We start from the raw sequence: 13,636 nt of genomic DNA on the forward strand, positions 1-13,636 counted from the left end.
GGGGGCGCTCGCGGCCCGGGCGAGGGCCGGCTACTACGGCGCCCGCCACCGGGCCAAGGCCGAACGGGCCCTGGACGCCGTCCTGGTGGGGCCGCAGCCGGGCGGGCGCCGACTGAGCGCCTACGTCCCGGTGGACGGCGGGCGGGGCACCGTGACGCGGCTGCACCACGCCCTGCACGCGGCCCGCGAGGCCGTCGACTACCAGCGGGCCACCGGCGGCATGGAGGCCTTCGACGCCGCTGTGGCGGCCGGGGTCAGCAGGGAGCTCGCCGAGGCGCTGATCGCGCTGGTACGCGGCTCGGAGGGCGCCCGCGTCGCACTGGCGTGGGCACCCGCGGCGGGGGTGCCGGCGGGCTGCGCGGCCCGGCCGGAGCCGGTGGAGTTCTCCCCGGGCGACCTGCCCGTGCTGCGGGAGGCCGCGGCGCGCTACACCCGCGACGAGCCGGCCGTGCAGGTGCGCGTCGCGGGGGCGGTGGTCCGGATGCGGCGCTCGGCCCCGGGCGGCGGGGGCACGGTCCGGCTGCGGGTCCTCGCCGGCGCGGACGTCCCGTACGTACGCGCCGCGCTCGACGAGGAGGCGTACCGGGTCGCGGGACACGCGCACCTGGTCGGCCTGCCGATCCGGATCAGCGGACGGCTCCAGCGCCGCGGCGGCTTCCGCCGGCTCACCGACGCCGCGGACGTGCGCCCCGTCCCGCTCGACGAGGTCGAGCGAGACCGCCTCATGAAGTCCCTGGAGGAGTCCTACGACCCGGCGGACGTGCTGTCGACGGACGACTAGCAGGGGAGGGAAGGGACGGTCGGCGTCGGCCGTCAGCCGTCAGCCGTCAGCCGTCAGCGGAAGGCGGTGGCGCGGACGGAGTTGCCGCACAGGGCGAACTGTCCGCCGTCGGACGGTGCCACCTGGAAGCCCGTGCCGGCGACGCCCACCACCAGTGAGGGGGCGGTCGTCGGCTCGGCGCCGGAGGCGCAGAAGCCGTCCGCCTCGCCGAGGACCGGGGTGAAGGTCAGGACCGTCGACGCGGACCCGCCCTGGGGCAGCTGCACGGGGCGGGCTTCGCCGCGCGGGACGACGCGCAGCGGCGTGTTGCGGTCCGGGGCGCCCTGCCCCGACAGCGCCACCGTCGGGAAGCCGCGCAGCTGGCACGCCGGGCCCTCGTTGACCACCGTGAACCGCACCCGCGTGGAGTCCGTACGCACCGCACCGGCGGCCGAGAGCCGGTCCCCGCTGCACGCGGCGGCCGGCGCCGCCTGCGCGGGGGCGGCGACAAGCAGCCCGCCCACCAGTACGGCCGTCGCGGCGCACAGGGCGGCCGCGCTCCCGGACACTCTCATGGCTGTCACCTCATCCCGGGTCGGAAGTCCCCCTTCGACCTTCGCACGGGGCGTCCGCGGCGGCCCGTCCGAAGGAGGCCATGGCCAGACCGGGGACGGGGGAGAAGTCGGGCCCGCGGGTGAAGCCGAGCGCCTCGTAGAGGCGGACGGCGGGGGTGTTGGCGGCCCCCGTGGAGACCTGCACGGGGCGGCCGGGGAAGAGCTCGGCCAGGGCGTGGCGCAGCAGCAGGGAGGCGACGCCGCGGCGGAAGAAGGCCGGGGCCACACAGAGCCGGTCGATGCCGATGCCGCCGCCCGGCCCCTCCTCCCAGGCGAGGAAGCCGGCCAGCTCGCCGCCCTCGGAGACGGCGCCGACCCAGCGCAGGTCCTGCGCGCGCATCTCGGCGAGGCTCTCACGCAGGGCCGGAATGCCGTCGAAGCCGATGATCTCCGCCTCGACCGCGTACGCGGCCCGGCCGATCCGGTGCACGGCGGCTGCGGTGGCGTCGTCGCTCAGGTCGAGCGGTCGTATGAGCGGGCTCGGCATACGGGTCCCTCCGGGGGCTGGGGCGGCTCCCCACGCTACCGGCGGCCTCCGACGGCGCGACCGATTTTCCACCGGCGACGCCCGCGCCGGGCAGCGTCCCCGGCCCCACGGGGGTTCGGGCCCGCTTCGGGTGGGCGCGGGCACACCGGGATCTCCCCGCAGGCCGAGCGAACCCACCCCCGAGCCACCGGCCTTCCCGCCCAGGATTCGCTCGCTAGCCGAGGAGAGATCCCGGGGGGACCCCGCCCCCCGCCTGCGGCGCCCGCCACCGCGCGGGAGCCCCGCCCACCCGCCCGTGCCGCTGGCCGCCCGCCCCGGGCCCCGCCCGACCGTGCCGCTGGTCGTCCTGCCCCGTCCCACCCGGTCCGGCCGGTTCGGCTCGCGCAGCCGTCCTGCCCCGGGCCTCGTCCCGCCCGACCCTTCCCGGCCTCCGCCCGGCCGTGCCGTGGGCCGCTTACGCCCCGACCCCGCTCACCCGCCCCGGCCCCGCCGACCCGCCCCCGGGCCGGTCCGGTCCGGCCGGGGCGGCTCGCGCAGCGGGTTCCGCGCACGCACGGCCGGGGGTGGCCGGCTTCGCCGCCGCCCGCGCCCGTGGGGCGGGACCCGGTCGGGGCGGGAGGCCGCGGTCCGGGGCGGGCCCGGGAGGAACCGTTTAGCGGCGCAGCCACTCGGCTCGGTACGATTCAGGCGCGCAGCGTTCGCTCGCGCACCCCCTGAGTCAGGAGAGACCGGTGTCAGACGTCCGTGTGATCATCCAACGCGATTCCGAGCGGGACGAGCGCGTGGTGGCCACGGGCACTACGGCGGCGGAGCTCTTCGCCGGCGAGCGCACCATCGTCGCCGCCCGCGTCGCGGGCGAGCTCAAGGACCTCGCCTACGAGGTGCGGGACGGCGAGACCGTCGAGCCGGTGGAGATTTCCTCCGAGGACGGCCTGAACATCCTGCGCCACTCGACCGCGCACGTCATGGCGCAGGCCGTGCAGGAGCTGTTCCCCGAGGCCAAGCTCGGCATCGGCCCGCCGGTCCAGAACGGCTTCTACTACGACTTCGACGTGGCCCGGCCCTTCACCCCGGAGGACCTGAAGGCCATCGAGAAGAAGATGCAGGAGATCCAGAAGCGCGGCCAGCGCTTCGCCCGCCGTGTCGTCACCGACGAGGCGGCCCGCGAGGAGCTCGCCGACGAGCCGTACAAGCTGGAGCTCATCGGCATCAAGGGTTCCGCCTCCACCGACGACGGCGCGAACGTCGAGGTGGGCGGCGGCGAGCTGACCATCTACGACAACCTGGACGCCAAGACCGGCGAACTGTGCTGGAAGGACCTCTGCCGCGGTCCCCACCTGCCCACCACCCGCAACATCCCGGCGTTCAAGCTCATGCGCAACGCGGCCGCCTACTGGCGCGGCAGCGAGAAGAACCCGATGCTCCAGCGCATCTACGGCACCGCGTGGCCGTCGAAGGAGGAGCTGAAGGCCCACCTCGACTTCCTCGCCGAGGCCGAGAAGCGCGACCACCGCAAGCTCGGCAACGAGCTGGACCTCTTCTCCATCCCGGACGAGATCGGCTCCGGCCTCGCCGTCTTCCACCCGCGCGGCGGCATCATCCGCCGGGTCATGGAGGACTACTCGCGCCGCCGGCACGAGGAGGAGGGCTACGAGTTCGTCTACTCGCCGCACGCCACCAAGGGCGCGCTCTTCGAGAAGAGCGGCCACCTGGACTGGTACGCGGAGGGCATGTACCCCCCCATGCAGCTCGACGGTGGTACCGACTACTACCTCAAGCCCATGAACTGCCCGATGCACAACCTGATCTTCGACGCGCGCGGCCGCTCCTACCGCGAACTGCCGCTGCGCCTGTTCGAGTTCGGCACCGTGTACCGCTACGAGAAGTCGGGTGTCGTGCACGGCCTGACCCGGGCCCGCGGCTTCACCCAGGACGACGCGCACATCTACTGCACCCGTGAGCAGATGGCGGAGGAGCTCGACCGCACGCTCACCTTCGTGCTGAACCTGCTGCGCGACTACGGCCTGACCGACTTCTACCTGGAGCTGTCCACCAAGGACCCGGAGAAGTTCGTCGGCTCGGACGAGGTCTGGGAGGAGGCCACCGCGGTCCTCCAGCAGGTCGCCGAGAAGCAGGGCCTCCCGCTGACCCCCGACCCGGGCGGCGCGGCCTTCTACGGCCCGAAGATCTCCGTGCAGGCGCGCGACGCCATCGGCCGTACCTGGCAGATGTCGACCGTGCAGCTCGACTTCAACCTGCCGGAGCGCTTCGACCTGGAGTACACCGGCCCGGACGGTTCGCGCCAGCGCCCGGTCATGATCCACCGCGCCCTGTTCGGCTCGATCGAGCGGTTCTTCGCGGTCCTGCTGGAGCACTACGCGGGCGCCATGCCGCCGTGGCTGGCGCCGGTCCAGGCCGTCGGCATCCCGATCGGCGACGGGCACGTCGAGTACCTGCAGGAGTTCGCCGCGGCGGCGAAGAAGCAGGGCCTGCGGGTCGAGGTGGACGCCTCCTCCGACCGGATGCAGAAGAAGATCCGCAACCACCAGAAGCTCAAGGTCCCCTTCATGATCATCGTCGGTGACGAGGACATGGCGGCGGGCACGGTCTCCTTCCGCTACCGCGACGGTTCGCAGGAGAACGGCATCCCGAAGGACGAGGCGCTGGCCAAGCTGGCGAAGGTCGTCGCGGACCGCGTCCAGGTCTGATCCGTACAGTGCGGGCCCCCGGAAAGTGATCACTTTCCGGGGGCCTTCCTCGTCCGCGCGGGCAAGGTCATATGCTGCATGCCATGACGACTGAGCCGGAGCAGCAGATCGGGGTCGGCACGCAGGACGCGTTCCAGCGTCTGTGGACGCCCCACCGGATGGCCTACATCCAAGGGGAGAACAAGCCGACCGGCCCGGAGGCCGGGGACGGCTGTCCCTTCTGCGGGATTCCGGAGCTGTCCGACCAGGACGGCCTGGTCGTTGCGCGGGGCAAGCACGTCTACGCCGTGCTGAACCTCTACCCCTACAACGGCGGCCACCTGATGGTCGTGCCGTACCGCCACGTCGCCGACTACACCGAGCTCGACGCCCCGGAGACGGCCGAGCTGGCCGACCTCACCAAGCGGGCGATGGTGGCGCTCCGCAAGGCCTCCGGTGCCCACGGGTTCAACATCGGCATGAACCAGGGAGCGGCGGCCGGCGCCGGCATCGCCGCGCACCTGCACCAGCACATCGTGCCCCGCTGGGGTGGGGACACGAACTTCATGCCGGTGGTCGGCCACACCAAAGTGCTGCCCCAACTCCTGGCGGACACGCGCCAGATGCTCGCCGAGGCCTGGCCCGTCGGCTGACCCCCAGGGGCCGGCCCCGGCCGGTGTCCCGGGTCCCGCGGGCGGTGCCGGCGCCTACGAGGCGTGCCTGCCGCGCCGGGCCCGCAGCTCGGCCTCGACGTCGAATTCCTCCAGGTTGAGGGGAGGGCCCGGCGGGGGCATCCGCAGGGCCGCCCGGATCTTGTCGTTGACCTCGGTGAGCAGGGCCCGCGCCTCACGCTCCGTACGCGCCGCCGCGGCCGCCTCGCGGGCGTCCTCGGCCTCCTTGCGCAGCGCGAGCGCCGGCGGGAGGGCGGCGAAGCCCTCGCGGTGCATCTTGTCCCGGATCCACCACAGCTCGTCGTAGGGGGCGTCGAGGGAGGCCAACGGCTTGCCGAAGCCCGGCAGCTCCTCGAAGTCGCCGCGGTCGGTGGCCTGCCTGATCTGCCGGTCCACGAAGGACTCGAAGTCCACGCCAGGCGGTTTGCGCTCGGTCACGGTTGCCTCCTCGGGCGCTCCTCGTCTCCTCGTCTCCTTCCACCCTAACTAGGCGTCGTAGACGTCGGCCTTGCGCGGCGCGGGCTCCTGGATGAGGCCGCTCATGATCGAGGAGCGGTTGGTGAAGCGCTCGGTGTCCACGCCGTTCTCCTCCAGGACCTTGAAGGTCGCCGTGTGGATCGACCGCAGGACCGGGGCCACCGTACGCAGCGCGTCGTCGGCCATGAACCGGTGGCGCCACATCGAGCTCGCCCAGACGTGGCGCAGGCCGAAGGGCTCGGGCAGGACCAGCTTGCCGCCGAAGAAGTCGAGGACCGGCGGGTACCAGGTCAGCGGAGCCCGCACGGCGAGGCGCACCACCTCCTGGGTGTCCACCAGCGGCAGCGGCTTCTCCACGGTCTCCCAGAAGCGGATGCTCTTGGGCACCTCCACCACCGGGGCCTTGGACTTGGTGGTGAACAGGCCGTGCACGGGGCCCAGGGCGTGCGCGGTGACGTCCACGCGCAGGGTCTTGTACAGCACGGTGACGGTGACCAGCATGTTGATGATCAGCTGGCCGTCCCACAGCGGGTACTGGATGCCCAGGTAGTGCCGGTTTCCGGAGTTGAACTGCTGCTCGTTGCAGATCCGGGTGACCTCGTGCGGTTTGACGAGGAAGGCGTCGACGTTCTCGCCGGTGGGGCGGGCGACCTCGGCCGCGCCCTCGCCGACCGGGGTGACGATCCAGTGCTGGATCGCCGCGGGCGGGAAGCCGCCGGTGTGCAGCGGGCCGCGCTCGAGCTTGCGCAGCTGGGCGTCGATCGCGCGTATGACGTCCCAGGCGCGGAAGGGGTGGATCTCCTTGCCCTCGTCCTTCGGGGTGAGCTCCTCGGCCATCTGCCAGTTGCCCCAGCGGGTGCCCATGCCGAGGATGCCCTTGGGCCCGGCGTAGAAGACCTGGTTGCTGCGGTCCTCCGCGGTGAGCTTCGCGAGCTGGTGGCGCAGGTCCTCGCGGGCCTTCTCGTCGGGGTTGCCCGGCACGGCCTCGGGGATCTTGGCGGCGACACCGCCGCCGGACAGCAGGCCGTCCCAGCGTTCGCGCAGGTCGCGGGCGGTGGACTCGCAGGTGCGGCGGGCGAGCAGCCAGCCCAGCGCCGGGGCGATGACCATGCCGCGGGCGTACAGGCCGAGGAAGCCGGTGAGCGGCAGCCTGAACATCAGGACGGCCACCACGATGCCGACGCCCACCAGGAGCGTCGTGCCCAGCCAGGAGTGCTTGCCCTGCTTGGAGGCCAGGGACTTGCGGAGCTGGAAGAGCCCCAGCCACAGCAGCAGCCCGGGCAGGAACAGCACGCCGCAGACCAGCATGATCAGCCGGAGCCTGCGGTCGCGCTCCTTGCGGATGCGGGACGCGGCCAGGCAGTGCTCCACGACCGTCTGCGGGTCGGCGCCGAAGGACTGGATGAGCGGCTTGCGGCCGGCCCCCAGGGTGCGGGCCTCGACGGCCCGGCAGAACGCCTCGCCGAGGCTGGGCTCGAACAGGGAGAGCTTCGGGGGCTTCACCGTGGCCGGGTGGTTCTCGCTGTTGGCCCCGAGTATCGCCTCGAGCTTGGTGTCCTTGCCGCCGTCGCGGTACGCGGCCGAGGCGAGGGCGTTGGTCGCCGCCGTCTGCCCCCCGCCGTTCTGCAGTGGAATCTGTGCGCCGGGCCTGAAGTCGAATCCGTCGTCCGCCACCGCTGCCCCCCTCGCTGTGCGTTCATGCTCTTTTGGTGCGCCGACGAGCCTATCGGCGGATCCCGCCCCATGGTCATGGGACAGGGAAATGCCGCCCGCCGCAAGCAGGTTGGGCGGGCGGCACCCCGGCTCTTCTCCGACTACGTTCCCTTCTCGGCCTGTTCACGCACCTTTTCCGCGATCTGCGGCGGCATCGGCTCGTGCCGGGCGTAGGCGCGGGCGAAGCGGCCGGTGCCGTGCGAGACGGAGCGCAGCTCGACGGCGTAGCGGCCGATCTCGATCTCGGGGATCTCGGCGCGGACCCGGGTGCGCCCGGATCCGGCCTGGTCGGTGCCGACGACACGGCCGCGGCGGCCGGCGAGATCGCTCATGACGGGCCCGACGTACTCGTCGGGGATCAGGACGTCGAGCTCGGCGACCGGTTCGAGCAGGTCGATCCGCGCCTCCGCCGCGGCCTCGCGCAGGGCGAGCGCGCCGGCGGTCTGGAAGGCGGCGTCCGAGGAGTCCACCGAGTGCGCCTTGCCGTCCAGGAGGGTGATGCGCACGTCGACCAGCGGATAGCCGGCCGCCACCCCGCGGGCGGCCTGGCTGCGCACGCCCTTCTCCACGGACGGGATGAACTGGCGGGGTACCGATCCGCCGACGACCTTGTCGACGAACTCGATGCCGCTGCCGGGCGGGAGCGGCTCGACCTCGATCTCGCAGATGGCGAACTGCCCGTGGCCGCCGGACTGCTTGACGTGCCGGCCGCGCCCGGCCGCCCTGCCGCCGAAGGTCTCGCGCAGGCTCACCTTGTGCGGGACGGGATCGACCTGGACGCCGTAGCGGGTGCGCAGCCGCTCCAGGGCGACGTCCTGGTGGGCCTCGCCCAGGCTCCACAGGACGACCTGGTGGGTGTGCGGGTTCTGCTCCAGCCGCATGGTGGGGTCCTCGGCGACGAGCCGGGCCAGGCCCTGCGAGAGCTTGTCCTCGTCGGCCTTGCTGTGGGCCTCGATGGCGAGGGGGAGCAGCGGGTCGGGCATGGTCCAGGGGGCCATGAGGAGCGGGTCGTCCTTCGCGGAGAGGGTGTCGCCGGTCTCCGCGCGGCTGAGCTTGGCCACGCAGGCCAGGTCCCCGGCGATGCACCTGCCGAGGACGCGCTGCTGTTTGCCGAAGGGGGCGGTCAGGGCGCCGATCCGCTCGTCGACGTCGTGGTCCTCGTGCCCGCGGTCGGCCAGGCCGTGCCCGCTGACGTGGACGGTCTCCTCGGGGTGCAGGGTGCCGGAGAAGACGCGCACGAGGGAGACGCGGCCCACGTAGGGGTCGGAGGAGGTCTTGACGACCTCGGCGACCAGCGGTCCGTCGGGATCGCAGGTGACGTCGGGGCGGGCGGAGCCGTCGGGGCGGGTGACGGCGACGGCGGGGCGTTCGAGGGGGGTCGGGAAGCCGCCCGTGATCAGTTCGAGGAGTTCCACGGTGCCGAGGCCCTGGCGGGCGCCGTCGGCGGCGGGAGCTGCCATCAGGACGGGGTGGAAGGTGCCGCGGGCCACGGCCCGCTCCAGGTCGTCCACCAGGGTCCCCAGGTCGATGTCCTCGCCGCCGAGGTAGCGGTCCATGAGGGTCTCGTCCTCGCTCTCGGCGATGATCCCCTCGATCAGGCGCGAGCGGGCCTCGGTGATGAGCTCCAGCTCGGCCGGGTCCGGGTCGCGCTCCACGCGCTCGCCGGAGGAGTACTCGTACACGCGCTGGGACAGCAGGCCGAGCAGGCCGGTGACGGGGGCGTGGCCGTCCGGGCCGGCGGGGCCGTGCAGGGGGAGGTAGAGGGGGATGACCGCGTCGGGGTCGTCGGCGCCGAAGATCTCGCCGCAGACGGTGGCCATCTGCGCGTAGTCGGAGCGGGCGGCCTCCAGGTGGGTCACGACGATGGCGCGGGGCATGCCGACGGCCTCGCACTCGTCCCAGACCATGCGGGTGGCGCCGTCGATCCCGTCCGAGGCCGAGACGACGAAAAGGGCCGCGTCCGCAGCCCGCAGACCGGCCCTGAGTTCCCCGACGAAGTCGGCGTATCCGGGGGTGTCCAAAATGTTGATCTTGATTCCGTCCCATGCGACGGGGACGAGGGAGAGCTGGATGGAGCGCTGTCGTCGGTGTTCGATCTCGTCGTAGTCGGAGACGGTGGCGCCGTCCTCGACCCGACCGGCCCGGTTGACCGCTCCTGCGGTCAGGGCGAGGGCTTCGACCAGCGTGGTCTTGCCGGATCCGCTGTGGCCGACCAGCACGACGTTCCGTATGGAGGACGGGCGGTCGGCCGTCAGTGCCCTGCCGGCGGCTCCGGCTTGGTGTGATGTGGCTCCCATGGTGCTCGTGCCTCCCGGTGGTGACGGTGAGGAGGGTGGGTTCCTTGTCCCCGCGCATGAGGAATGCGCGGTTCTACGAGCTTTGCACCGCTGTCACCCGGCGTCCATACGTCGTACCGGGGGACGTACCGCGGACGTGCCGGGGACGTACCGGGGACCTGCCGGGAACGCACAGGGGGCGTCCGCGTGACGCACCGGCGACCGGCCGCGGTACGAAGTGCGCCCTACGGAGCGAGAACCGGTGGGTGCGCGGCGTTCCGGCGGCGGCGTGCTGGCTACGATGGGCCAGCCGGTGGCCGTGGTGGCCGTGCGGCCCAGCGACCCTCCGGGAAGGCCATGCTGAACAAGTACGCGCGTGCATTCTTCACGCGTGTTCTCACGCCATTCGCCGCATTTCTGCTCCGGCGGGGGGTGAGCCCGGACGCGGTCACCCTGATCGGCACGGCCGGAGTGGTGGCGGGCGCGCTGGTCTTCTTCCCCCGCGGGGAGTTCTTCTGGGGCACCATCACCATCACCCTCTTCGTCTTCTCCGACCTCGTCGACGGGAACATGGCCCGCCAGGCCGGCATCTCCAGCCGGTGGGGCGCCTTCCTCGACTCCACCCTCGACCGGGTGGCCGACGCGGCGATCTTCGGCGGCCTCGCCCTCTGGTACGCCGGCTCCGGCAACGACAACGCGCTGTGCGCGGTGGCGATCTTCTGCCTGGCCAGCGGCCAGGTGGTGTCCTACACCAAGGCGCGCGGCGAATCGATCGGGCTGCCGGTGGCCGTCAACGGGCTCGTCGAACGCGCCGAGCGCCTGGTGATCTCGCTGGTCGCGGCCGGCCTGTCCGGACTGCAGACCTTCGGGGTGCCGTCCTGGATCGGCGTGCTCCTGCCGATCGCCCTGTGGGTGGTCGCCGCCGGCTCGCTCGTCACACTGATCCAGCGCGTGGTCACCGTACGCCGCGAGTCCGCCGAGGCCGACGCCGCGGCCGCCTCCGAAGGGGGCGCCGCCTGATGGGGGCCGCACAGGACAAGCTGGTCGACGGGCTGTACGGACTGGGCTGGGCCGGGGTCAAGAAGCTGCCCGAGCCGGCCGCCGTGGCGCTGGGCCGGCGGATCGCGGACTTCGCGTGGAAGCGCCGCGGCAAGAGCGTGCTGCGGCTGGAGTCGAACCTGGCCCGGGTGGTGCCCGACGCCGGTCCCGAGCGGCTGCGCGAGCTCTCCCGGGCCGGCATGCGCTCGTACATGCGGTACTGGATGGAGTCGTTCCGGCTGCCGACCATGGACCCGGAGCGGTTCGGCACGGACGTCGAGTTCAAGGACGAGCACATCCTGCGCGAGGCCCTCGCCTCCGGGCGCGGGGTCGTCGTCGCCCTGCCGCACCTCGCCAACTGGGACCTCGCCGGAGCCTGGGCCATCGGCCACCTCGGGGTGCCCTTCACCACCGTCGCCGAGCGCCTCAAGCCCGAGAGCCTCTACGACCGCTTCGTCGCCTACCGCGAGAGCCTGGGCATGGAGGTCCTGCCGCACAGCGGCGGCGCCGCCTTCGGCACCCTCGCCCGGCGGCTGCGCTCCGGCGGCCTGGTCTGCCTGGTCGCGGACCGCGACCTGTCGGCCTCCGGCGTCGAGGTCGAGTTCTTCGGCGCGACGGCCCGCATGCCGGCCGGCCCCGCACTGCTGGCCCAGCAGACGGGCGCGGTACTGATCCCGGCCACCCTGCACTACGGCGAGGCCCCGAAGATGTACGGCCGGATCCACCCGGAGGTGGAGGTCCCGAAGACCGGGACCCGGGCCGAGAAGACCACCGCCATGACCCAGGCGGTGGCCGACGCCTTCGCGTGGGGCATCGCCGAGCACCCGCAGGACTGGCACATGCTCCAGCGGCTCTGGCTGGACGACCTGGAGGAGCGCACACAGTGAAGATCGGCATCGTGTGCCCGTACTCGTGGGACGTCCCGGGCGGCGTCCAGTTCCACATCCGGGACCTGGCCGAGCACCTGATCGGCCTCGGCCACGAGGTGTCGGTGCTGGCCCCGGCCGACGACGAGACCCCGCTCCCGCCCTACGTCGTCTCCGCCGGACGGGCGGTGCCGGTCCCGTACAACGGGTCCGTGGCCCGGCTGAACTTCGGCTTCCTCTCGGCCGCCCGGGTCCGGCGCTGGCTGCACGACGGCACCTTCGACGTGATCCACATCCACGAGCCGGCCTCGCCCTCGCTGGGACTGCTGTCCTGCTGGGCGGCCCAGGGGCCGATCGTGGCCACCTTCCACACCTCGAACCCGCGCTCCCGGGCCATGATCGCCGCGTACCCGATCCTGCAGCCCGCGCTGGAGAAGATCAGCGCGCGGATCGCGGTGAGCGAGTACGCGCGGCGCACGCTGGTGGAGCACCTGGGCGGGGACGCGGTCGTGATCCCCAACGGCGTGGACGTGGACTTCTTCGCGAAGGCCGAGCCCAAGGCGGAGTGGGGCGGCCAGACGCTCGGCTTCATCGGCCGCATCGACGAGCCGCGCAAGGGCCTGCCGGTGCTCATGGCGGCCTTCCCGAAGATCGTGGAGGCCTGCCCGGACGTACGCCTGCTGGTCGCGGGCCGCGGTGACGAGGAGGAGGCGGTGGCCTCGCTCCCCGCCGACCTGCGCTCGCGCGTGGAGTTCCTCGGGATGGTCTCGGACGAGGACAAGGCGCGGCTGCTGCGCAGCGTCGACGTGTACGTGGCCCCGAACACGGGCGGCGAGAGCTTCGGCATCATCCTGGTCGAGGCCCTGTCGGCGGGCGCCGCGGTGCTGGCGTCCGACCTGGACGCCTTCGCGCAGGTCCTGGACCAGGGCGGAGCCGGCGACCTCTTCGCCAACGAGAACGCGGACGCCCTGGCGGCGGGGGCGGTCGCCCTCCTGCGGGACCCGGACCGCCGGGCCCGCCTCAGCGCCAGCGGCTCGGCGCACGTCCGCCGCTTCGACTGGTCCACGGTCGGGGCGGACATCCTGGCGGTCTACGAGACGGTGACGGACGGCGCGGCGGCGGTGGGCGCGGACGAGCGCGTCCCGCTCCGTACCCGCCTGGGCTTCCCGAAGGACACCTCGGCCTCCTGACCGGCGCACCGCGCCCGCGGCTTCCCCGCCACGGCGGGCGCCGACGGCCTGTCGGCCAGAACGGACGGCCCACCGGCCCGCGCCGACGGTCTCGCGGAGCTCGTCCAGGACGGCCGCCACGGTACGACGGCCCGTGCGATCCCCGGATCGTCGGTGACCATGCATGTTGCGGGCCCCGCTCCGACCCGGCCAGGCCCGATGGGGGCCGGCGGTCCGCGGAGCGGTAGGGTCGCGCAGCGTGATCGAAACCCTTGTCTGGATCGCCCTGGCCCTGGCAGCCATCGGCGTCTACCTCAGCTGGACCGCCGGCCGGCTGGACCGGCTGCACTCGCGGATGGACGCCGCCCGCGCCGCGCTCGACGCGCAGCTCGTCCGGCGCGCCTCCGTGGTCCTGGAGGTGGCCACCTCCGGGGCCCTCGACCCCGCCTCCTCACTGGTGCTGTACGAGGCCGCGCATGCCGCCCGGCAGGCCGAGGAGGACCACCGCGAGGTCGCCGAGAGCGAGCTGAGCCAGGCGCTGCGGGCGGTCTTCGCTGACGCCGACCAGGTCGAGGTGCTGAAGGCCGCCCCCGGCGGGGCGCAGGCCACCGAGGAGCTGGCGGCGGCCGTCCGCCGGGTGCCGATGGCCCGCCGCTTCCTCAACGACGCCGTACGGGCCGCCCGCGCGCTGCGCCGCCACCGCAAGGTCCGCTGGTTCAGACTGGCCGGACACGCGCCGTTCCCGCTGGCCTTCGAGATGGACGACGAGCCTCCGGCGGACCTCGCGGACCGGCCGACCTGACCTCGGCGAGGGGCTCCCAAGGGCTGTCCCGTAATCCCCGGTGGATCAGCGCACGGCGTCAGATGCGGTGCATCGC

At 73.1% G+C, this 13,636-nt stretch carries 11 protein-coding genes and 1 pseudogene; 7 read left to right on the forward strand and 5 right to left on the reverse strand.

Translation table 11 applies throughout. The features are described 5' to 3' along the window. Positions 1-781, forward strand: a pseudogene (locus AVW11_RS33625) (hypothetical protein); the annotation flags it as partial. Positions 782-834: 53 nt separating this feature from the next. On the opposite strand, the gene AVW11_RS33630 reads toward AVW11_RS33625, so the two are convergent. Together AVW11_RS33630 and AVW11_RS33635 are read right to left on the reverse strand one after the other, a co-directional pair. Continuing rightward, positions 835-1,335 carry a DUF4232 domain-containing protein gene (locus AVW11_RS33630; RefSeq protein ID WP_143568932.1) on the reverse strand — a complete coding sequence of 167 codons (501 nt, stop codon included), beginning with the start codon at positions 1,333-1,335 and terminating at the stop codon, positions 835-837. Positions 1,336-1,345: 10 nt separating this feature from the next. Then, on the reverse strand, positions 1,346-1,861 hold the full coding sequence (locus tag AVW11_RS33635; protein WP_076046922.1) for a GNAT family N-acetyltransferase: 516 nt from the start codon (positions 1,859-1,861) through the stop codon (positions 1,346-1,348). Between the two features lie 731 nt (positions 1,862-2,592). Between AVW11_RS33635 and thrS the strand changes: the two genes are divergently transcribed. After that, positions 2,593-4,569 (forward strand): threonine--tRNA ligase, encoded by a 1,977-nt coding sequence (thrS, locus tag AVW11_RS33640; protein ID WP_076046923.1) that lies wholly within the window; start codon positions 2,593-2,595, stop codon positions 4,567-4,569. Positions 4,570-4,640: 71 nt separating this feature from the next. After that, the gene (locus AVW11_RS33645; protein WP_030841672.1) at positions 4,641-5,201 is read left to right on the forward strand and encodes an HIT family protein; all 561 of its coding nucleotides are present in this window, start codon (positions 4,641-4,643) and stop codon (positions 5,199-5,201) included. Positions 5,202-5,255: 54 nt separating this feature from the next. On the opposite strand, the gene AVW11_RS33650 is transcribed toward AVW11_RS33645, so the two are convergent. From AVW11_RS33650 to AVW11_RS33660, 3 genes are all read right to left on the reverse strand, one after another. Beyond that, the gene (locus tag AVW11_RS33650; RefSeq protein ID WP_076046924.1) at positions 5,256-5,657 is read right to left on the reverse strand and encodes a DnaJ family domain-containing protein; all 402 of its coding nucleotides are present in this window, start codon (positions 5,655-5,657) and stop codon (positions 5,256-5,258) included. Between the two features lie 48 nt (positions 5,658-5,705). Then, a complete protein-coding gene (locus AVW11_RS33655; RefSeq protein ID WP_060178519.1) occupies positions 5,706-7,370 on the reverse strand; it encodes a hypothetical protein in 1,665 nt (554 codons plus the stop codon). A gap of 140 nt (positions 7,371-7,510) precedes the next feature. After that, positions 7,511-9,706 (reverse strand): elongation factor G-like protein EF-G2, encoded by a 2,196-nt coding sequence (locus AVW11_RS33660; RefSeq protein ID WP_076046925.1) that lies wholly within the window; start codon positions 9,704-9,706, stop codon positions 7,511-7,513. 336 nt (positions 9,707-10,042) lie between these two features. Here AVW11_RS33660 and pgsA point away from each other — a divergent pair, with 336 nt between their 5' ends. From pgsA to AVW11_RS33680, 4 genes are all read left to right on the forward strand, one after another. After that, positions 10,043-10,705, forward strand: a complete 663-nt coding sequence (gene pgsA / locus AVW11_RS33665; protein WP_060178517.1) for a phosphatidylinositol phosphate synthase — start codon at positions 10,043-10,045, stop codon at positions 10,703-10,705. Continuing rightward, positions 10,705-11,610 carry a phosphatidylinositol mannoside acyltransferase gene (locus AVW11_RS33670; RefSeq protein WP_076046926.1) on the forward strand — a complete coding sequence of 302 codons (906 nt, stop codon included), beginning with the start codon at positions 10,705-10,707 and terminating at the stop codon, positions 11,608-11,610. The genes pgsA and AVW11_RS33670 overlap by 1 nt, the downstream gene beginning before the upstream one ends. Next, positions 11,607-12,779 carry a glycosyltransferase family 4 protein gene (locus AVW11_RS33675; RefSeq protein ID WP_030841654.1) on the forward strand — a complete coding sequence of 391 codons (1,173 nt, stop codon included), beginning with the start codon at positions 11,607-11,609 and terminating at the stop codon, positions 12,777-12,779. Before AVW11_RS33670 ends, AVW11_RS33675 begins: the two co-directional genes overlap by 4 nt. Before the next feature lie 238 nt (positions 12,780-13,017). Continuing rightward, on the forward strand, positions 13,018-13,560 hold the full coding sequence (locus AVW11_RS33680) for a LemA family protein (protein WP_030841651.1): 543 nt from the start codon (positions 13,018-13,020) through the stop codon (positions 13,558-13,560). The last annotated feature ends 76 nt before the right edge of the window (positions 13,561-13,636 follow it).

The sequence above is a fragment of the Streptomyces amritsarensis genome (genome assembly GCF_001953875.1).
GTDB lineage: Bacteria > Actinomycetota > Actinomycetes > Streptomycetales > Streptomycetaceae > Streptomyces > Streptomyces amritsarensis.

What these genes read in the sequence shown, in the direction of transcription:
- AVW11_RS33630 (WP_143568932.1), bottom strand. Translation starts at nt 1,335, where the DNA reads ATGAGAGTGTCCGGGAGCGCGGCCGCCCTGTGCGCCGCGACGGCCGTA.
- AVW11_RS33635 (WP_076046922.1), bottom strand. Translation starts at nt 1,861, where the DNA reads ATGCCGAGCCCGCTCATACGACCGCTCGACCTGAGCGACGACGCCACC.
- AVW11_RS33645 (WP_030841672.1), top strand. Translation starts at nt 4,641, where the DNA reads ATGCTGCATGCCATGACGACTGAGCCGGAGCAGCAGATCGGGGTCGGC.
- AVW11_RS33660 (WP_076046925.1), bottom strand. Translation starts at nt 9,706, where the DNA reads ATGGGAGCCACATCACACCAAGCCGGAGCCGCCGGCAGGGCACTGACG.
- pgsA (WP_060178517.1), top strand. Translation starts at nt 10,043, where the DNA reads ATGCTGAACAAGTACGCGCGTGCATTCTTCACGCGTGTTCTCACGCCA.
- AVW11_RS33670 (WP_076046926.1), top strand. Translation starts at nt 10,705, where the DNA reads ATGGGGGCCGCACAGGACAAGCTGGTCGACGGGCTGTACGGACTGGGC.